Here is a 19,148-nt window from a genome sequence, read left to right on the forward strand (position 1 = left end):
CACCCTGTGGCGGTTCAGGCACCGGGGCGCGCGGGATCATCGGTGTGCGGATGATGCGTGCCGCTGATGGCCCGCACCCAGCCAGCCACGATAGCCCCCACGCCGTCGCGCAGGAACTCGATCCCGACCCCGGTGTCGGTCCGCCGGACAATGCGCACGGCGGCGGCGACCGGCGCGCCGGGAAGGCGCAGTACCCCCTCGGTGCCGATGGGCAGATCAGGGCCGGGGGTAAGGAAGGCGCCGCCGGCCGAGACGTCGGCGATCCGGCAGGAAACGATCACGTCACCGCAACTCAATTGAACCTGGCTATCCACGGACAAGCGGTCATAGGTGCGTCGATTGCTGGCCCCCATAAGATTGGACAGGACACGCTTGATTCCGTCCCAGGCCATGAACCCCCTCCCCTCTCCATAGGGCCGCACCGGCTGGCTCGCCGCTCAAGCGAGCGACCGGGCCGTGCTACACGAGCAGAGTGTGCCGCTAAACCTACCGTGAGGCAAATGCTGGTAGGGAGACGTCGCCCGCCGGTCTCAACCGCCGCGGCGGCATCATCTTGGAAACGACCGTAAAGGGGCCTGTCCGGCGTTATGGCACCAACAACTTCGGCTGCAAAAGCCCCCCGGACCGCCCACCCACCAGATCCAGGACATAGGATTCCAGTGCCCGCCGCTCTTCAGGCGTCGCTTCGGCATAGGCACGGGTGCCGCGTAGACCCAGCAGCATCTCGGCGGCCCGCGTCAGCGCCATGTCCGCCGCAGTACCGGGGGACAAAACAGAAGGCGCCGCGGCGGAAGAAGCGGACGGACGGATTTGGTGGGTGGCGTGTCCCGTCGTTGCTGTGGGATCACCCCCGCGATCGTCGTGAGGATCGGACATGGTTCCGGATCGTCCCTGACAATTGTGGGCACTGATCTACAACGAAAGTTATTTATACAGCCTCCGAAACGGCCATGGAATTGAAGCGGGCGGGCTATCTCCAAAGACGAAGAACGAAGGCTCGATCGCGGTGAACCGCCCTACCAACCGGGCCGGCCTATAAAGAGGGGGATGCCTGCTCGCGCCCGGCCTCCAACACCTTGTGCATGGACTGCCCGATCATGCGGATCTCATCGAACTGCGTGACCAGCTCAAAACAGAACAAGAATGCCATCATATAACATGGCGCCGGGAAGCGCATCATGACCCGCAGGATAGGCGTGGTATAAAGCGGGCGGACGGCGTCCCGCGTCATGATAAGGGTGATCAGCATGCCAATAATGGCGCCGCCGATGACATCCGTGGGGAAGTGCAGCCCCAGATATACCCGCACCAGACACACGAAGATTGCCGTGTAGGCCATGGCCAACGCCCCAACCCAACGCCAGACCAGTAAAATACCCGTCGAAACCGCCATCCACAGCATGGCGTGGTCACTGGGGAAGGAACTCCAGGTTCTGAGGATGCTTTCGTTGGTGCCGCTCAGGGGGAAGTGGAAGGGCACCGTCGGGTCGTAGATGGGGCGCTCCCGGAATGGCAGGAAGTGGGCCAGCAATCGCCCCACCGCCAAGGCGGACAAGCCGCTGACGAAGGTGGCGATGACCATTTCCTTCTCCCACAGCCCGCGCCTGCCCCCTCGAAACCACACCCACCAGAGGATGGCGACGGGGAAAAGTCCCTTGAACAACGTGAAGTCGGCGATGGTGCGGATGGCGTGGTTCGCCACGTCGGAGGTGAAGGCATGGGTGGTCAGGAATTCCTGGATGGCACCATCGAAGCTGTTCATCTGTTGTCGTTCCTCCTGGCTCTGCGCACCGGCGCTGCCAGCGGCCAGCGGCCAGCCTCAATAATTGCCGGCCACGACGATGGCCGGGAGCACTCCCCCCTACCCCCCCCCGGAAAAACACGGCGCATGCTGGCTACCCGCTGGGTTACCCAACCGGACTCGCGGCCGCCAACAAAGTGTCATAAAAACTTTATATTCAGCCCAACGTGCCGCCAAAGACGCGCTTTCGAAATAGGCCTTGCGTCACAAGGCCCGCGTCGATGGCGCTATGGCGCCGATGGCGTGGAGACAGGCGTGTAACTGCGGTGCGTGCGCCAGGCGTCCAAGGCCAGCTCCACGGGCCGGAACAAGGGGTTTGGCAAAGCGTCGAGGCCGTACCATCCCCAGTCCGCGATCTTGTGCGGCTCCAGCACACGGGGCTCGCCGGGTTCAACCTCCTCGGCGATGAATTGGATGTCCACATAGTGCCGGTCGTAGGCCAGGATGTTATGCAGGCAGAGGAAACGCAGGCGACGCACGACGAGGCCGCATTCCTCACGCACCTCGCGCACAGCGCATTCCTCAAAGGTCTCGCCATACTCCAAATGGCCGCCGCACCAGGAATAGCTGCCGTCGCCATGGCTGTTGCGGCGACGGCCCAGCAGGATGCGTCCCTCGCGTTGGATCAGGACACCGATGCCGACCTTGGGCACGCCCGCCGCGGCAGACGCGGAAACAAGAGATTGGGTCATCACATCACTCCAGACACTAACTGTGGCATTTCGCCGTGCCCCAGCGGTATCATGACGGCGCCGCCGCGCCAAGCGCCCGTCCCTGCTCCGGAGTTGTCCCCGCCATGTGCGGTCGTTACGCCGCCGTCACACCGCCCCAGGCCATGGAGGCGCTGTTCCAGACCCTGGGCGCGCTGCCCAACTTCCCCGGCCGTTTCAACATAGCGCCCACACAGTCGGCGCCGGTGGTGCGCTGGAACGCGCAGACGGGGGAACGGCGGCTGGACCTGCTGCGCTGGGGTCTGGTGCCCTCGTGGGCGGCGGATCTCGCGGGCGGCGCCAAGATGATCAACGCGCGGTCGGAAAGCGTGACGGAGAAGCCCACCTTCCGGCAGGCCTTCGCCCGGCGCCGCTGCCTGGTGCCGGTCACCGCCTTCTATGAGTGGCGGGCGGAGAATGGCGCCAAGCAAGCCTATGCCATCGCGCCGGCCAACAATGGCACGACGGCCTTCGCCGGGCTATGGGAAGGCTGGAAGGATCCGTCCAGCGGCGAATGGGTGCGGACCTACACCATCCTGACCACGGCGGCCAACGATGCCATCGGCCACATCCACCACCGCATGCCGGTGATCCTGGCCCCGGATGACTGGCCCGCCTGGCTGGGCGAAACGGACGCCGACGCCTCCGTCCTGCGGGGCCTGCTGCGCCCCTACCCAGCCAATGAGACCCGCTTCTGGGCCGTAGGGCCAAGGGTGGGCAACGTGCGCAACGACGATGCCGACCTCCTGGCCCCACAGGCCGCCACGACCCTATTCTGAGATCAGAGCCGCAGGCCCAACTGCATCCATAGATTCTCGCCCTGGGCGCGGTTGTCGGCCATGAACTCATGCTGCCAGGTGAAAGTCGCCTGCAGCGGACCGATGTCGTGGCTGATGGCCGGCCCGACGGCGAAGGCTTGTCCGCGATGGCCGTCGCCATCGACCGTCAGTCCGTTCTGGGTGTCGTCCTGATACTGGACGTAGTAGTAGCCAGAAACACCCAAGCGCCAGCCCCCGATATTGCGCGCCACGGCGAAGTCCAGGTCGAAATCGGCGCCGGAATGGTAATGCGTGGCATCATTGGTGGTGTTGAACGCGAAGCGGGGCGATATCTGGGCCTGCCAGCCCTGGGGATCAATGTAAGCCAACCCAAAGGTGGGCTGGAAGGACCAGACGTTGCGCCCGATGTTGGCCAGGGAGTTGACGTTGTACTGACCCACCGGCGTGAAGATGTCCGTCCCAAAGACCAGGGTCAGATTGGGGCCGAAGTGCCAACCCAGCAGCACCGGCGAGAAGCCGATGTCGCCGAATCCCAATTTGTTGGTCTTTTGCCCCGCCACCTCGGCATGCAGGTCGACGACGGGCAGGATCACTTGAGCCGCCACCTGAGCGCCCAAAAATTGATAGGGCGTGACCAGAAAGCCGCGGAAAGTCTGCGAGACGGATTGAACGCTGAAGTCCAAGGGAATCTTATTGCCGCTGCTGTCATTCAACTGGCCGGCGGTATAATAGTTGGGCTGGAACAGAATGTACTCGCCGGGTGGTGGCATCGCGCCCGCCAGATAGATGCTGGCGCCGGGCGGATAACTGTTACCACCACCTTCCGTGGCCTGAGCTGTGTTCATATTTGCAAACGAAGCAGCACACAATAATGCCGCAGCATACGCCCAGTTCTTCACAGAGCACGTCCTCCTCATTTGACGACCACACGCGGGCGACCGTCTTTTATTTTGGTGAGGAGAAAAATCGGCGCAAAGAACGTCCGCCGGAAGGCGCATTATTCAATACGCCATATCGGTTTGGCCGATACATCGTTCAGCTGACATAGCGCAGCGTCAATATGTCGCCGCGCATCCAACGCCCAATTAGGCGGGATTTCCATTTAAGGGACTGAATTGATTGGTGATCCCGGTGGGATTCGAACCCACGACCCCATGATTAAAAGTCACGTGCTCTACCGGCTGAGCTACGGGATCGACCGCAGGGAAAACAGCGTGGTTTTCCGCGAACGAAGACGGGGCTGGTGCGCCCGTCCCGGTGTGGCGCGCACCATAATGACGGGGGTGGGCGCGGTCAATGGAAACAGGCGGGGCTCCGGCCTTTTCCGGACGCATAGGCCCCCTGCCCCGGAAAACGCTGGATAACCGCCGGATTATTCGCCCGCGCCGCCGGTCGCCGGCTCGATTCCGCCCACGCCGTGGCGGGCATCCTGGGCAAAACGCTCGGCCAAGCGATGGGCCACGCGCGGACTGACGAAGTGGGCGATATCGCCCCCCAGCCGCCCAATCTCCTTCACGAAGCGGGAAGAGATGAATTGATGACGGTCCGACGCCATCAGGAACACGGTCTCAACCTGTGGGTTGAGGCGAGCGTTCATGCCGGCCATCTGGAACTCGTACTCGAAGTCCGAGACCGCGCGCAGGCCGCGGATGATCACCTGGGCCTGACAGCCCACGGCGAAGTTCATCAGCAGGCTGTCGAAGGACCGCACCTCGACGGAGATCCCCTTGGCTGCCAGCGGCCCCAATTCGTCCTGCACCAGGGCCACGCGCTCCGCCGTGGAGAACAGCGGCCCCTTACCCGCATTGCTGGCCACCCCGATGATCAAGTGGTCGACCAGCTTGGCCGCCCGCTGGATGATGTCGAAATGCCCATTGGTGATGGGGTCGAAGGTGCCGGGATAAACCCCGATGCGACGCTCGCTCATCCTCGCCCCCGCTGATCCAATCCGCCCATCGTCAGCTCCATCCGCCGGCTTTGCCGAGTGTCGAGGGACCAAATCAACGGTGTGATTCGATCCCCCGCCATACTCAGCCGCCGGTTCCCTCGTTTGAACCATCCGGGGCCGGGCCCGCGATGGCTTCAGCCGGCACGGCGTCATCCACGCTGCCGTCCTCGGTACCGTCGTCCGCCAGCCGCGCCACCGACACCACGCCCTCGTCCGCCGACAGGCGGAACAGGGTGACGCCCTTGCTCTTGCGCGCGGTGATGCGCACGTCGTGCACGGGCATGCGGATGACCTGGCCGCCGTTGCTGACCATCATCACCTGGTCGGTCTCGGCGATGGGGAACACGGCGGCGATGGCCTTGTTGCGGGCCCCCATGTCCATGTTCCAGATACCCTGGCCACCGCGCCCGGTGAGGCGGTACTCATAGGCGGAGGTGCGCTTGCCGAAACCCTGGACCGAAACGGTCAGCAGGAACTCCTCGCGCGCCTTCATCTCGGCATAAAGCTCGGGCGCCAAGGTGCCGACATCGCCCGTGACCTCGGGATCAACGTCGACGGCTTCCTCAACGTCTTCACCCTGCTGCCGCCGTTCGGCGCCCGCCTGCTTCAGGTAGGCCGCCCGCTCCTCTGGCGTGTACTCGGTGTGGTGCAGGATGGACAGGCCGATGACCTCGTCCCCCTCGGCCAGGCGGATGCCCCGCACGCCGGTGGAGGTGCGGCCGGCGAAGACGCGGACGTCCACCACCGGGAAGCGGATGCAACGGCCCAGGCGCGTGGCCAGCAGCACATCGTCGGCCTCGCCACAGGTGCGCGCAGCGATCAGCAGTTCACCCTCTTCCTCCAGCTTCATGGCGATCAGGCCATTGGCGCGGATGTTGGTGAAGTCCGACAGCTTGTTGCGGCGGACGTTGCCGTGGCTGGTGACGAACAGCACGTTCAGGTCGCCCCAGCTGGTCTCATCCTCCGGCATAGGCATCACGGTGGTGATGACCTCGCCCTCCTCCAGCGGCAGCAGGTTGACCAGGGCCTTGCCCCGGGTCTGCGGCTGACCCAGCGGCAGGCGCCAGACCTTCAGCTTGTAGACCATGCCGCGGTTGGTGAAGAGCAGCATGGGGGTGTGGGTGTTGGCGACGAACAGGTCGCTGACCGTGTCCTCCGCCTTCAGTTGCATGCCACTGCGGCCCTTGCCGCCGCGCGCCTGCGCCCGATAGGTGGAGACGGGCACGCGCTTGATGTAGCCGCCCTGCGTGACGATGACGACCATGTCCTCGCGCTGGATCAGGTCCTCGATGTCCGCCTCGAACTCCAAATCCTCGATCTTGGTGCGGCGGGGCGTGTCGAAGCGCGCCTTCACCTCCGCCAACTCATTGCGCAGGATGGTCAGCAGCAGGGGGCGGGACGACAGCACCTCCAGGAAGTGGCGGATCTGATCCACCACCGCCGTCAGGTCGGCGCCGATCTTGTCACGTTCCAGCCCGGTCAGGCGGTGCAGGCGCAGTTCCAGGATGGCCTTGGCCTGGGCTTCCGACAAGCGATAGGTGCCGGCCTCGGACAGGCCGCGGCCCGGCTCATCGATCAGGGTGATCAGCGGCGCCACGTCCAGGGCGGGCCACTCGCGGGCCAGCATCTCCTCCCGCGCCGTCTGCGGGTCGGGCGCGCGGCGGATCAGGGCGATCATCTCATCCAGGTTGGCCACGGCCACGCCCAGGCCCACCAAGGTGTGGGCGCGCTCGCGGGCCTTGCCCAGCTCGAACTCGGTGCGACGGGTGATGACCTGCTCGCGGAACTTCACGAAGGCCGCGATGATGTCCTTCAGGTTCATCAGTTCCGGCCGGCCACCGTTCAGGGCCAGGGTGTTGACGCCGAAGGAGGTCTGCAGCGGCGTGTGGCGGAACAGCTGGTTCATCACCACGTCGGCCACGGCGTCGCGCTTCAGTTCCACCACCACGCGCACACCGTCGCGGTCGGACTCGTCACGAACGTCGGAGATGCCCTCGACCAGCTTCTCCTGCACCACCTCGGCGATGCGCTCGATCAGCTTGGCCTTGTTCACCTGGTAGGGGATCTCGGTGAAGACGATGGCCCAGCGGTCCTTGCGGATCTCCTCGATCTCGCTCTTGGCGCGCATGACGACGGAGCCGCGCCCCGTCTCGAACGCGGAGCGGATGCCGGAGCGGCCGAGAATCAGGGCACCGGTGGGGAAGTCAGGACCGGGGACGATCTCCATCAGCTCGGGGATGGTGATGTCCGGGTTGTCGACATAGGCGCAGCAGGCGTCGATCACCTCACCCAGGTTATGAGGCGGGATGTTGGTGGCCATGCCCACGGCGATGCCGCCGGCGCCGTTGACCAACAGGTTGGGGAAGCGCGACGGCAGGACGGTCGGCTCATCCTTCGACTCGTCGTAGTTCTTCTGCCAGTCGATCGTGTCCTTATCAATGTCGTCCAGCATCGCCTCGGCCGACTTGGCCAGGCGGGCCTCGGTGTATCGCATGGCCGCGGCGCGGTCGCCGTCCATGGAGCCGAAGTTGCCCTGGCCGTCGATCAGCGGCAGGCGCATGGAGAAATCCTGCGCCATGCGGACCATGGCCTCATAGATCGAGCTGTCGCCATGGGGGTGGTAGTTACCCATGACATCGCCGACCGCCTTGGCCGATTTGCGGTACGGCTTGGTGCTGTCGTAGCCGCTTTCCTTCATCGCGTAGAGGATGCGGCGATGCACCGGCTTCAAGCCGTCCCGCACGTCGGGAAGCGCGCGGCTCACGATCACGCTCATGGCGTAATCGAGATAGCTGTTGCGCATCTCCTCTTCGATGGCGATGGGGGTGATGTCGCTGGCGGGAGGGGCCGCGGGGGGCGTCGGAGTCGTGACCAAACCGGAATCCAAAAGCAAGAAAAACCAAGCCTTAGGGTCGGCCGGGTGGCCGCCCCGGGGCGATGGGGGTCGGCCGCTTTTCTAGCACCAATCGCGCATGTGAACAATGAAACCGGCACGGCGCGTATCTCTATGGTTCGCGCGCGCGGGCGCGACTCGCGCCCCGATGTCCCCAGCCTTGACGCATAAGGTTTCGGGCGTTGGGCCCCGGCGGTACAGTGGCGGCGGCGTTTTCCCTGACGATGGCCCCGCATGACACCTCCCTTCACCCTTCGCGGCCTGGATCATTTGGCGCTGCCGGTCACCGACATGGCGCGCAGCCTGGCCTTCTATCGTGACATCCTGGGATGTCCGGTGACGGCGGAATGGCCGGAGGATGCGCTGCTGCGGCTGCGGGTGGGAACGTCCGACCTGTTCCTGGTCGATGTGACGGTGGCGGAGGGGGCCTGGGCCAAGCCGCCGGCGGGACCCGGCCGCAACCTGGACCATCTGTGCATCGCGCTGGAGGCCTGCGACGAGGCCGCGGTGCGCCGGCACCTGGCGGCCCACGGCCTGGACATCATCGAGGAACGGGTCGGCGACAACCGCCACGGCCCCACCCTGTCGCTCTATATCTGCGACCCCGAAGGCACCCAGGTCGAACTGCTGCTGCCGTTGCCCTAAGCCCCAGGGGGGCTCAGCGTCGTGACAGCAGGTGGAAACGGATCATCAGCACCGACACCGCCACGATGCTGGCCGCCAGGATGCCCTCGAAGATGCCCAGGATGCCGTGCCCCAGATGGAAGGCGGCATAGGCCGCCGTCGGGATCATGACGCCGTAATAGCTGAAGAAATGCAGGGCGGTGGGAATCCAGCTGTCGCCCTGGCCGCGCAAGGCGCTGGCCATGACCGTCTGCCCGCCGTCCGCCACCACGATCCAGGCCATCAGCGCGATGGTGGGCACCAGGACGCGGATCAGCGCCGGATCGCTGGCATAGAGGCCGGCGATGATCTCGGGCGCCAGGGCCAACACCACACCCACCACCGCCAAGGTCAGGGCGGTGAGGGCCAGGCCCGTCCACCCGGCCAGCGTGGCCTCGCGCCGGTTGCCGGCGCCGTGCGCCTGCCCCACCTGCACGGCGGTGGCCGACGCCAGCCCCAGGGCCGCCATGAACACCAGGGCCAGCACGTTCAGGCCGACGGCGTAGGCCCCCAGGCCCAGAGCCCCCAGCCAACCGGCGAAGATGCCCATGGTGCCGAAGGCGGACGACTCCGCCCCCTGGCTGAGACCGGCGGCATACCCCAGGTGACGATGGCCCCGCCCCTGCCGCCATTCCAGGAAGGACCCGCGCACGCCGTAACGGGCATGGTCGCGCATGGTCCAGACATAGAGGATCAGGCCCAGGGCCGTGATCCAACGGATGCTGGTGGTGGCGATGGCCGACCCCATGGCCCCCAGGGCGGGCAGGCCGAAATGACCGAAAACCAGGGTGTAATCGAGGGCGAAGTTCAGCAGGTTGGCCACGATCATGGAAATCATGGCCGGAAACGGCCGCTTGATCCCCTCCAGGAAGAAGGAGGTGGTGATCTGCATGACCGCGGCCGGCATGCCCAGGCCCAGGATGGCGATGACCGCCGCCGCGCCGTGGGCGATGTCCGCCTCCTGTCCCGTCAGCAGGAAGAAAGTTTCCCCGAACTGGCAGGCGATGGCCACGATGCCGCCGATCAACAGGGCATAAGGTAAAGAGCGGCGCCAGACGGCCCCCGCCTCGTGCGGCCGGCCCGCCCCCACGGCCTGGGCCACCAGGATGATGGTTCCCATCATCAAGCCGACCACGGTGGCGAAGGCTGTGCCCACCGGCGTGTTGCCCAGGCCGAAATAGGCCAGTTCCTCCGCGCTGTAGCGGCCGACCATGGCGGTGTCGACGGTCTGCATGAAGAGCTGCCCGATGCGGGTCAGCATCAGCGGCGCGGCCAGCAGCACCAGGTCGCGCGCATGGACCAGCACGCGGGGCAACAGCGCCTCATCCGGCCCGCGGGGCGGCAGGCCAGGGCACGCCGCTTCGACCGCCGCCTCGTCCAGGGGCGGCAGGGGCGTCACCGCCGCCGACACTTCCGGCGGCACGGGGGGCTCGAACTGGGTCATGACGAGCGTGCTCTGGCGGCTTTATCGTTGCCTGGACAACCGTCTGGGCGCTTCCCTTGCCTACCGCGCCGGCGGGACAACCGCAACCCACGACTGGCGCACGGCTGCCGGGCACATCCGACGATGGCGCCATGAGGTCCGTCAGAAACTTCCCGTCAACCGCACCCAGGCCCGCGTGCGGCGGCGCAGGCCGTCGCTGTCCAGGCCAGCGATCCGTCCTGGGTTGTCGCCCAGCACATGAGCGAGCGTCACGTCGACCATCATGGCCTCCGCCGGCCGCCAGGAGATGCCGGCGCCGATGCCCTGAAGCCCATAATCGTTGGGCAGGTCCGTGCCCCGGTTCCAGCCGGACCAGGGACTGACGAACTGCCGGATCCATCCGCCCTCCCAGAAGGCTGCCAGCCGCAGACTGTCCACGGGACGCCAGCGCAGTTCCAGGGTGCCAAGGCCACCTTCCGCCCCTTGACCTTCATTCACCGGATAGGCGCGGATCGCGTCGGGGCCGCCCAGGGCCAGCCGCTCGGAGCTATCGAGGTTGCCGCTGGCCCATTGGCCGGCCAGCCGCGCCACCAGTTCCACCCCCTGGCCCAGGGGCTGGGCGTGACTGAGACTCACGGCCAGCTTGGCATAGCCGCCGCCGGTGCGGGCGGTGGCCTCGTCCACCGCCTGGTTTCCCGCTACGCCGCCGAGGTCGATCGTGCCGGCGGTCAGCGCCAGATCCGCCTGGTTGACGCCATCCAAGCCGTCACGGACTAACCCGCCGACACCCAAGGTGCCGGCATCGATGACGCTGATGCCGGTGACGACCTCCGCTGTACGGTTGACCAGGCGCCGATGTTCATAGAGCAGGCGGCCGTCCAGGGCCATATCCTCGGTCCGCCACAGAGGCAAGGTGGCGATGATCCCGCCGGTGGCGCCCCAGCCATCGGGGGTGCCGGCGTTGAAGTCATGGGCGACGCGGTAGTCGAAGGCGCCGCCATTGATGCCGAGGCGCAGGCCGGAATAGCCCACGGGCGCGGTGGCGGCCAGACGACCATAAGTGGTGCCCAGGCTGCGCACGCCAGTCAGGATGGTCTGGTCACCAATGCCAGCCAGGTCGTTCGCCGAAAGCACGGCGATGCCCCGCCACGCGCCGCTGGCCCGTTGCGCCTGGTTGTCCACCAAGGCGACACCGCTGAACCGCGGACCTTCGGTCAGCTTCAGCCGAATGTCCGTCTCGTCGGCCGCCTGTCCCGCTTCAGCCGTCGCCGTGGCGGTGATGCCGGGCAGCATCTCTATGGCCGCGACACCCTTCTTCAGCGCATCCAGGCGTACGACCTGGCCCGCGGCCTGCCGATCCAGCAAGTAGCCGGCGGCGACATCGGCATCCAGTCGGGTGTCGCTGCTGGGGTCGACCACCACCCGGCCCAGCCGGCCTTCCTGCACGGCGATGATGACGACACCGTCGTGAATTTCCTGCCGCGGCAGATAGGCCCGGGCGAGATAGCCGTGCTGGCGGTAATAGCGGCTAACGGCGGCGGCGGCCGACTGAAGCTCCGCCAACGTCAAGTCGCGGTCACGGAAGGGCGCCAGCACCGTCTGCACCTCCGCCTCGGGAAGCAGCGTGGCCGTCACATGAAAGGCGGTGACATGCACCGTTGGGCCCTGGGCGGGGCGTTCGGCCGGAGGGGCTTCCGGCACCATCGGGCGCAAGGGCACCGGCGGGACGGTCAGACGCGGGATCGCGCGCTCCGTGTCGCGCAAAATACTACCGGCATCCGGTGTCTGCTGCGCCCCCGCCGATGGGGGAAGCAAGACCAGGCTGGCGAGCGACGCCAGGAACCATGCCGGAAACGATCGACGCATCCGAGACCAGCCTGCAGGCTTGTTGCCGCACCGACAGGTTGTACCCTACAGCGGCGGCAGCCCGACCGCACCGGAGCGCCGGAGCCGCTACAGAAATGTCACGGGACAGCGGCGGCGCCTACCCGGTGAAGCACGCCGTCAGGGGGAACCGCCGGTCCTTGGTGGTGGGGGACTTGCGGTGCACCTTGGGACCGGGCGGGGACTGGAAGCGCTTGAACTCAGCCCGGCGGACGCGACGGCGGATGTCCTGCACGAACGCCAGCGGCTCGCCCAGCTTTTCCGCGATCTCGGCGTCGGTCTGGCGCTCCTTGGCGTCCTCCATCTCCCACAGCACCGCGTCCAGGCGGGGATAGGGCGGCAGGCTGTCGGTGTCGCGCTGGTTGTGCTTCAGCTCGGCGCTGGGCTCCACATCGATGACGGCGCGCAGGGCGGCCTGCGCTTGGGCGTCATAGGCCTCCAACGGCTTACCGAAGGCTCCCTCCCAGATGCGGGCGAAAAGCGGGTCGGGGTTACGCGCCTGGGCCAGCCGCATTTCCAAGATGGGGAAGACGTCGATGGCCTTGTAAAGGTCCTTCAGCGGGTTGAAGGCGCCGCGCATGTCACCGTAGAGCGTGCCGTATCCCATCAGGATCTCGCTCTTGTTGCTGGTGCCCAGGATGGCGCGGCGGCCATGGTCGTTGGAGATGGCGGACAGGGTGTTGCCCCGGATCTGGGCCTGCAAATTCTCATCCGCCAGGCTGCCCATGTCCCTACCGAAAGCCTGGCGGAACTTGGCCAGCCCGGCCTCATACTCCACGGTGATGGGCAGGCAGATGGCGCTGAAGCCGGCACCCACGCCGGCCGCGAACTCCGCCGCCCGGGTGTTGGAGCCGGAGCTGGTATAGGGCGACGGCATCATGACGGCGTTGACCTTGGCCGGGCCGAACACGTCGGCCGCCAGGGCCGCCACCAGGGTGGAATCAGCACCGCCGGACAGGCCGAAGACCACGTCCTGGAAACCGTTCTTCTCGATGTAATCGCGCAAGCCCAGGCCCACGACCAGATAGCGTTCCTGCGGATCGGTCAACTGGACGGGCGCCTTGCCCTCCACCAAGCGGAAGCCCTCCCCCCGGTCGACCAGGGCGACAACCTCCCCGCCCTCGCGGCCGATCTCCATCTCATGCAGGGTTCCGGCCGGGTCCATGATGGCGGAACAGCCTTCCCACACCAGCTCGTCATTGCCGCCGACCTGGTTGACATAGACCAGGGGCAGGCCGGTTTCGGCGATGCGCTGGGCGAACAGGCGACGGCGGAAATTGCCCTTGGCGATGGCGTAGGGGCTGGCGTTGAGCGAGACGATGACCTCCGCGCCCAGGGCCTTCAGGTCGCGGGTGACATCGTCGAACCAGATATCCTCGCATATGCAGAAACCCAGGGTGACGGGGCCGCCGGCGGCCTCGAAGCGCAACACGCCGATCTCGGCGTCGGCGCCCGTCTGTTCATTCCGCGCCTCGAACCAGCGCACGTCGTCGAAGACGTCGTAATTGGGCAGATGGGTCTTGAACTGGCTCAGCACTTCCCGGCCCCGGTCGAACACCACAAGGCCGTTGCCCATCTTGCGCCCCTGCACCTTGCCGCGCAGTGGCGTACCCACGGCGATGGCGGTGCCGACCTCCCCGGATAGCAGGCGGTATTGCTCCGTCCAATGGACGATGGCCTGCTGATAGTCGGCCTCCAGCAGGTAGTCGCCGGCGGCATAATTGGCCACGGCGCATTCCGGCAGGACATGAAGGTCGGCCCCGGCCGCCGCCAGGATGCTGGCCCTGGTCCGCTCGAAATTCCCCCGGAAATCGCCCGTGGTGTAGTTCATCTGGTGCAGGGCGACCGTCAGCGTGCGCATGCTCTCTGTCCTGGTGTGCCGGGCGCCCGACCAGTTCAAGGGACGGGCGCAATCGTTAACCTCACGGCCGCAGCCTATCACTCCCTGGCCGGGCGGCGGCAATCCCCCGAAAGCAAAGGGCCCCCATGTCCGCTCACGACTGCATCGGAGGGGGCAGCGGCCCGATAGCGGGTGCGGGGAGACGACCCAGGGAACGAAGAACGGACCTCAAGCCTTGAACTCCCGGCAGCCCCAGCGACCCCGGAGAATCAAATGCCTCATCACCGTACCGACTCTGCCGACAGGACCCGGCCGCCGGGCGCGTCCCAAGCGGCGCCCCAACCCGATCATCGCAGCCCGGCGGACAGGAGGCGCGAGGTAGGGGAGGCCAGCGACACCAAGCGCCTCAAGGACGAATGGGCCATGACCGGCCATGCCGCCACCAAGAAACCGGGCGGGCCGGGGCCGGAGCACGTCTCGCCGCCCCAGGAGGGGGGCACCCGCACCGCCCCGGGCGGCAAAGGCGACTGGGACGCCGGCGGCAGCGGCCAGCGCGGCCCGCAGGGCGACCGGTCGGAGAGCACGGCGGGCACGGCAACTAAGGCCAACAGTAGCCGGGGACGCGGCAGCACCTCGTGACGCCGTGAGCGTGAGGCGTCCCATCAAACCGTTTACAGCGAAAGGGCCGCGTCACCGCGGCCCTTGGCTTATTCCTAAGTTTGCTGAAGCGGATGCGTCAGAACGGTATCTCATCATCCAGATCATCGGCCGGCTTGCCGCCGCCGCCGAAGCCGCCGCGCGAGCCGCCACCACTGGAGGAGGAACCGCCCCCGCCATAGCTGCCGCCACCGCCGCCGCCATACCCGCCACCCGACGAACCACCGCCGTAGCTGGCGCCGCCGCCGAAGTCGCCGCCCGACTCGTAGCCGCCGCCACCGCCGCCCTCGCGGCCGTCCAGCATGGTCAGTTCACCGCGGAAGGGGCGCAGCACCACCTCGGTCGTGTACTTTTCCTGGCCGGACTGGTCCGTCCACTTGCGGGTCTCCAGCTGGCCCTCGATATAGACCTTGGAGCCCTTCTTCAGGAAGCGCTCGGCCACGCCGATCAGCGCCTCATTGAAGATCACCACCTGGTGCCATTGGGTGCGTTCCTGACGCTCCCCGCTGTTGCGGTCCTTCCAGGTTTCAGAGGTGGCGATGCGCAGGTTGCACACCTTGCCCCCGTTCTGCATCGACCTCACCTCCGGCTCCTTGCCGAGGTTGCCGATGAGAATGACCTTGTTGACGCTGCCAGCCATGTCCGATCCGTCCTGAATCCATGAAGGGGCCCGGGGCCCCGCCGTTGATGGGGAGAGCCTACACCGTCCCGCCGGCGCATTGCCACAGCGATGGTGGTGCAGGCCCCCGGCATACCCAAAATATCGATCCCAAGGCCCCCAAACGGGCAACCGCCACCGCATCCCCCCATGCCACAAAAGAGGATGCATCCTGCTGTCGCCTTTTGACACAGCCACCCCCATATTAGGGCGCTGTCGCGCGCTGGCGGGGCGGGGCGCACCTACCGGCGTATTCCCCCTTGCCAGCGCCCGCCCCGATCGACTATTCAGAACATACCATGAACAAATATATCAGCGTCCGCGGCGCGCGGGAACATAATCTGAAGAACGTCGACGTGGATTTGCCGCGCGACCAGCTGGTGGTGATCACCGGGCTGTCGGGGTCGGGCAAGTCCTCGCTGGCCTTCGACACCATCTACGCCGAGGGGCAGCGGCGCTATGTCGAAAGCCTGTCCGCCTATGCGCGCCAGTTCCTGGAGCTGATGCAGAAGCCGGACATGGACAGCATCGAGGGGTTGTCCCCCGCCATCTCCATCGAGCAGAAGACGACCAGCCGCAATCCCCGCTCCACCGTCGGCACGGTGACGGAGATTTACGACTATATGCGCCTGCTCTACGCGCGGGTCGGCGTCCCCTACTCCCCCGCCACCGGCCTGCCCATCGAAAGCCAGACGGTCAGCCAGATGGTGGACCGCATCATGGCCATGCCCGAGGGCACGCGCCTGTACCTGCTGGCCCCCGTCGTGCGCGGCCGCAAGGGCGAGTACAAGAAAGAGCTTCAGGAACTGCGCAAGCGCGGCTTCCAGCGCGTCAAGATCAACGGCGAGATGATGGAGATCGACGAGGCGCCGGCGCTGGACAAGAAGCTGAAACACGATATCGAGGTGGTGGTCGACCGCATCGTCGTGCGCGACGGCCTCGGCAACCGCCTCGCGGACTCCATTGAGACGGCGCTGGAGCTGGCCGACGGCCTGGTGTTCGCGGAGAACGCGGATTCAGGCGAGCGTACCGTCTTCTCCGCCAAGTTCGCCTGCCCGGTCAGCGGCTTCACCATCGAGGAGATCGAGCCGCGCCTGTTCTCCTTCAACAACCCCTTCGGCGCCTGCCCCGCCTGCGACGGCCTGGGCCAGAAGCTGTATTTCGATCCGGAGCTGGTGGTGCCGGACACGCGCCTGTCCCTGAAGGACGGCGCCATCGCCCCCTGGGCGGGCTCAACCTCCCAATACTACGCCCAGACGCTGGAAAGCCTGGCGCGACACCACAACGCCCGCATGGACACGCCCTGGAGCGACCTGCCGGAGGCGCTGCGCAACCTCATCCTGTTCGGGTCCAACGGCAAGCCGGTGACCCTGCGCTATGACGACGGCCTGCGCTCCTACGAGACCAACAAGCCGTTCGAGGGCGTGGTGCGCAACCTGGAGCGCCGGTGGAAGGAGACGGAAAGCAACTTCATGCGGGAGGAGCTTTCCAAGTACCAGTCGGCCCAGCCCTGCGAGGCCTGCGGCGGCGCGCGCCTGAAGCCGGAGGCCCTGGCCGTCAAGATCAACGGCCTGAACGTGGCCGAGGTTAGCCGCATGTCCATCCAGGAAGCCGGCGCCTGGTTCCTGAGCCTGGACGGGCACCTGACGCAAAAGCAGAAGGACATCGCCAACCGCATCCTGAAGGAAATCAACGAGCGGTTGGGCTTCCTCAACAATGTCGGCCTGGAATATCTGGCCATGGACCGCGCCTCCGGCACCTTGTCCGGTGGGGAGAGCCAGCGCATCCGCCTGGCCTCGCAGATCGGCAGCGGCCTGACCGGCGTGCTCTATGTGCTGGACGAGCCCTCCATCGGCCTGCACCAGCGCGACAACGACCGCCTGTTGGCCACGCTGAAGCGCCTGCGCGACCTCGGCAACACCGTGCTGGTGGTGGAGCATGACGAGGACGCCATCCGCACCGCCGACTATCTGGTCGACATGGGGCCGGGCGCCGGCGTCCATGGCGGCACGGTGGTGGCGGCCGGCACGCCGGCGGAGGTGATGGCCAACCCGGCCAGCGTCACCGGCGACTACCTGACCGGCCGGCGCCGCATCGCCCTGCCGGACCGCCGCCGCGCCGGCCACAAGGGCCAGTTCCTGGAGGTCATCGGCGCGCGCTCCAACAACCTGAAGGACGTGCATGCCCGCATCCCCCTGGGCACCTTCACCTGCGTCACCGGCGTATCCGGCGGCGGCAAGTCCACCCTGATCATCGAGACGCTGTACAAGGCCCTGGCCAAGCGCCTGAACGGCGCGCGGGAACATCCGGGCGCCCACGATGACATCCTGGGCCTGCAGCATCTGGACAAGATCGTCGACATCGACCAGTCACCTATCGGCCGCACGCCCCGCTCCAATCCCGCCACCTACACCGGCGCCTTCACTCCGATCCGCGACTGGTTCGCCGGGCTGCCGGAGGCCAAGGCCCGCGGCTATGGCGCCGGGCGGTTCAGCTTCAACGTCAAGGGCGGGCGGTGCGAGGCCTGCCAGGGCGACGGCGTCATCAAGATCGAGATGCACTTCCTGCCCGACGTCTATGTCACCTGCGACGTCTGCCACGGCAAGCGCTACAACCGCGAGACGCTGGAGGTCCTGTACAAGGACAAGAGCATCGCCGAGGTGCTGGACATGACGGTGGAGGAGGCGGCCGTGTTCTTCCAGGCCGTCCCCGCCATCCGCGACCGCATGCAGACGCTGAACGAGGTGGGGCTGGGCTATATCCATGTGGGCCAGCCGGCCACCACCCTGTCGGGGGGTGAGGCGCAGCGCGTGAAGCTGGCCAAGGAACTGTCCCGTCGCGCCACCGGCCGCACCCTCTACATCCTGGATGAGCCCACCACCGGCCTGCACTTCGAGGATGTGCGCAAGCTGCTGGAGGTGCTGCACGCCCTGGTGGACCAGGGCAACACCGTGCTGGTGATCGAGCACAATCTGGAGGTCATCAAGACCGCCGACTGGATCATCGACATGGGGCCGGAGGGTGGCGCCGGCGGCGGCCGCATCGTGGCTGAGGGCACGCCGGAGCATGTGGCCACGGTGCCGGAGAGCCACACCGGCCATTACCTGAAGCCCTACCTGTCAGAGGTCCCCCCTGCGGTGGAGGCCGTCGCGCCCAAGAAGCGCAAGGCCAAGGGGGCATGACCCCCACCGTCCTTGTCCCTGGCCTGCTGTGCACGGCGGAGGTCTTCGCCCCGCAGGTGGCGGCGCTGTGGCCCCATGGCCCGGTCACCGTGGCCAATACCCTGGCCGGGGAAACGATGGCGGGCATGGCGGACGCCATCCTGGCCGACGCCCCTCCCCGCTTCGCCCTGGCCGGTGTTTCCATGGGCGGCTACATCGCCCTGGAGATTTGGCGCCGGGCGCCGGAGCGGGTGGCGAAGCTGGCCCTGCTCAGCACCCAGGCGGTGCCCGACACGCCGGAACAGTCGGCCCAGCGGCGGGCCTTGGTGGCCCTGGCGCGCAAGGCTAAACTCGGGGCCGTCCTACGCCAGGCCACGGCCTCCATGCTCCATCCCCGGCATCGGGACGATCCGCATCTGGCGGCGATCACCCTGCGTATGGGCCTGACGGTGGGTATCGAAGGGCTGGCGCGGCAGACGACGGCCATCATCGGCCGCCCCGACAGCCGCCCCACCCTGCCCACCATCACCGCGCCGACGCTGGTGCTGACGGGCGACAGCGACCCGTTGATGCCGTTGGAACGGTCCCAGGAAATGGCTGCCACCATCCCGAGCGCCCGGCTGGTCGTCGTGCCGCAGTGCGGCCATTCCTCCACGCTGGAACAGCCTGACGCGGTCAATCAGGCGCTGATCGACTGGATTACCGGATAAGCTGGCGGGCCGAAGAATGGG

The 19,148-nt window shown here is 66.7% G+C and carries 16 protein-coding genes and 1 tRNA gene; 5 read left to right on the forward strand and 12 right to left on the reverse strand.

Features of this window, described 5'->3' with window-relative positions; translation table 11 throughout:
* Positions 1-14: 14 nt before the first annotated feature.
* From UCD39_RS00485 to UCD39_RS00500, 4 genes are all read right to left on the reverse strand, one after another.
* A complete protein-coding gene (locus UCD39_RS00485; protein ID WP_330494204.1) occupies positions 15-392 on the reverse strand; it encodes a PilZ domain-containing protein in 378 nt (125 codons plus the stop codon).
* Between the two features lie 193 nt (positions 393-585).
* Complete coding sequence (locus UCD39_RS00490; protein ID WP_330494205.1) at positions 586-771, reverse strand: hypothetical protein; 186 nt, start codon at positions 769-771, stop codon at positions 586-588.
* Positions 772-1,033: 262 nt separating this feature from the next.
* Positions 1,034-1,762 (reverse strand): phosphatase PAP2 family protein, encoded by a 729-nt coding sequence (locus UCD39_RS00495; RefSeq protein WP_330494206.1) that lies wholly within the window; start codon positions 1,760-1,762, stop codon positions 1,034-1,036.
* A gap of 266 nt (positions 1,763-2,028) precedes the next feature.
* The gene (locus UCD39_RS00500) at positions 2,029-2,493 is read right to left on the reverse strand and encodes a nucleotide triphosphate diphosphatase NUDT15 (protein ID WP_330494207.1); all 465 of its coding nucleotides are present in this window, start codon (positions 2,491-2,493) and stop codon (positions 2,029-2,031) included.
* Between the two features lie 104 nt (positions 2,494-2,597).
* On the opposite strand from UCD39_RS00500, the gene UCD39_RS00505 reads away from it, so the two are divergent.
* On the forward strand, positions 2,598-3,290 hold the full coding sequence (locus UCD39_RS00505; protein ID WP_330494208.1) for an SOS response-associated peptidase: 693 nt from the start codon (positions 2,598-2,600) through the stop codon (positions 3,288-3,290).
* A 2-nt stretch (positions 3,291-3,292) separates the two neighbouring features.
* Here UCD39_RS00505 and UCD39_RS00510 read toward each other — a convergent pair whose 3' ends face one another.
* The 4 genes from UCD39_RS00510 to gyrA form a co-directional block, all read right to left on the reverse strand.
* Positions 3,293-4,189, reverse strand: a complete 897-nt coding sequence (locus tag UCD39_RS00510; protein ID WP_330494209.1) for a SphA family protein — start codon at positions 4,187-4,189, stop codon at positions 3,293-3,295.
* Positions 4,190-4,410: 221 nt separating this feature from the next.
* A tRNA-Lys gene (locus UCD39_RS00515) sits at positions 4,411-4,486 on the reverse strand.
* A gap of 176 nt (positions 4,487-4,662) precedes the next feature.
* The gene (coaD, locus tag UCD39_RS00520) at positions 4,663-5,217 is read right to left on the reverse strand and encodes a pantetheine-phosphate adenylyltransferase (RefSeq protein WP_145730758.1); all 555 of its coding nucleotides are present in this window, start codon (positions 5,215-5,217) and stop codon (positions 4,663-4,665) included.
* Between the two features lie 103 nt (positions 5,218-5,320).
* Positions 5,321-8,113, reverse strand: coding sequence for a DNA gyrase subunit A (gyrA, locus tag UCD39_RS00525; protein WP_330494210.1), 2,793 nt, complete (start codon positions 8,111-8,113; stop codon positions 5,321-5,323).
* 252 nt (positions 8,114-8,365) lie between these two features.
* Here gyrA and UCD39_RS00530 point away from each other — a divergent pair, with 252 nt between their 5' ends.
* On the forward strand, positions 8,366-8,776 hold the full coding sequence (locus UCD39_RS00530) for a VOC family protein (RefSeq protein ID WP_330494211.1): 411 nt from the start codon (positions 8,366-8,368) through the stop codon (positions 8,774-8,776).
* Positions 8,777-8,789: 13 nt separating this feature from the next.
* On the opposite strand, the gene UCD39_RS00535 is transcribed toward UCD39_RS00530, so the two are convergent.
* The 3 genes from UCD39_RS00535 to nadE form a co-directional block, all read right to left on the reverse strand.
* Positions 8,790-10,238, reverse strand: coding sequence for an MATE family efflux transporter (locus UCD39_RS00535; protein WP_330494212.1), 1,449 nt, complete (start codon positions 10,236-10,238; stop codon positions 8,790-8,792).
* A 141-nt stretch (positions 10,239-10,379) separates the two neighbouring features.
* Entirely contained in the window at positions 10,380-12,083 is a 1,704-nt protein-coding gene (locus UCD39_RS00540; protein WP_330494213.1) for a ShlB/FhaC/HecB family hemolysin secretion/activation protein, read from the reverse strand.
* A gap of 118 nt (positions 12,084-12,201) precedes the next feature.
* Positions 12,202-13,962 (reverse strand): NAD(+) synthase, encoded by a 1,761-nt coding sequence (nadE, locus tag UCD39_RS00545; RefSeq protein WP_330494214.1) that lies wholly within the window; start codon positions 13,960-13,962, stop codon positions 12,202-12,204.
* Positions 13,963-14,214: 252 nt separating this feature from the next.
* Between nadE and UCD39_RS00550 the strand changes: the two genes are divergently transcribed.
* Positions 14,215-14,580 carry a hypothetical protein gene (locus tag UCD39_RS00550; protein WP_330494215.1) on the forward strand — a complete coding sequence of 122 codons (366 nt, stop codon included), beginning with the start codon at positions 14,215-14,217 and terminating at the stop codon, positions 14,578-14,580.
* A 97-nt stretch (positions 14,581-14,677) separates the two neighbouring features.
* Here the strand turns inward: UCD39_RS00550 and ssb are convergent, their stop codons facing one another.
* Positions 14,678-15,238 carry a single-stranded DNA-binding protein gene (ssb, locus tag UCD39_RS00555; protein WP_330494216.1) on the reverse strand — a complete coding sequence of 187 codons (561 nt, stop codon included), beginning with the start codon at positions 15,236-15,238 and terminating at the stop codon, positions 14,678-14,680.
* Positions 15,239-15,555: 317 nt separating this feature from the next.
* Here ssb and uvrA point away from each other — a divergent pair, with 317 nt between their 5' ends.
* Both uvrA and UCD39_RS00565 read left to right on the forward strand, forming a co-directional pair.
* Complete coding sequence (gene uvrA / locus UCD39_RS00560) at positions 15,556-18,438, forward strand: excinuclease ABC subunit UvrA (protein WP_330494217.1); 2,883 nt, start codon at positions 15,556-15,558, stop codon at positions 18,436-18,438.
* A complete protein-coding gene (locus UCD39_RS00565) occupies positions 18,435-19,127 on the forward strand; it encodes an alpha/beta fold hydrolase (RefSeq protein WP_330494218.1) in 693 nt (230 codons plus the stop codon). Before uvrA ends, UCD39_RS00565 begins: the two co-directional genes overlap by 4 nt.
* Positions 19,128-19,148: the final 21 nt, after the last annotated feature.

The organism is Nitrospirillum karajorum (assembly GCF_036348415.1).
Lineage (GTDB): Bacteria > Pseudomonadota > Alphaproteobacteria > Azospirillales > Azospirillaceae > Nitrospirillum > Nitrospirillum amazonense_B.

Excerpts from the sequence above, each read along its gene's own strand:
- coaD (WP_145730758.1), bottom strand. The coding sequence starts at position 5,217 with ATGAGCGAGCGTCGCATCGGGGTTTATCCCGGCACCTTCGACCCCATC.
- UCD39_RS00500 (WP_330494207.1), bottom strand. The coding sequence starts at position 2,493 with ATGACCCAATCTCTTGTTTCCGCGTCTGCCGCGGCGGGCGTGCCCAAG.
- UCD39_RS00485 (WP_330494204.1), bottom strand. The coding sequence starts at position 392 with ATGGCCTGGGACGGAATCAAGCGTGTCCTGTCCAATCTTATGGGGGCC.
- UCD39_RS00535 (WP_330494212.1), bottom strand. The coding sequence starts at position 10,238 with ATGACCCAGTTCGAGCCCCCCGTGCCGCCGGAAGTGTCGGCGGCGGTG.
- UCD39_RS00565 (WP_330494218.1), top strand. The coding sequence starts at position 18,435 with ATGACCCCCACCGTCCTTGTCCCTGGCCTGCTGTGCACGGCGGAGGTC.
- UCD39_RS00495 (WP_330494206.1), bottom strand. The coding sequence starts at position 1,762 with ATGAACAGCTTCGATGGTGCCATCCAGGAATTCCTGACCACCCATGCC.
- UCD39_RS00505 (WP_330494208.1), top strand. The coding sequence starts at position 2,598 with ATGTGCGGTCGTTACGCCGCCGTCACACCGCCCCAGGCCATGGAGGCG.
- UCD39_RS00540 (WP_330494213.1), bottom strand. The coding sequence starts at position 12,083 with ATGCGTCGATCGTTTCCGGCATGGTTCCTGGCGTCGCTCGCCAGCCTG.
- UCD39_RS00530 (WP_330494211.1), top strand. The coding sequence starts at position 8,366 with ATGACACCTCCCTTCACCCTTCGCGGCCTGGATCATTTGGCGCTGCCG.
- ssb (WP_330494216.1), bottom strand. The coding sequence starts at position 15,238 with ATGGCTGGCAGCGTCAACAAGGTCATTCTCATCGGCAACCTCGGCAAG.
- uvrA (WP_330494217.1), top strand. The coding sequence starts at position 15,556 with ATGAACAAATATATCAGCGTCCGCGGCGCGCGGGAACATAATCTGAAG.
- nadE (WP_330494214.1), bottom strand. The coding sequence starts at position 13,962 with ATGCGCACGCTGACGGTCGCCCTGCACCAGATGAACTACACCACGGGC.
- UCD39_RS00550 (WP_330494215.1), top strand. The coding sequence starts at position 14,215 with ATGCCTCATCACCGTACCGACTCTGCCGACAGGACCCGGCCGCCGGGC.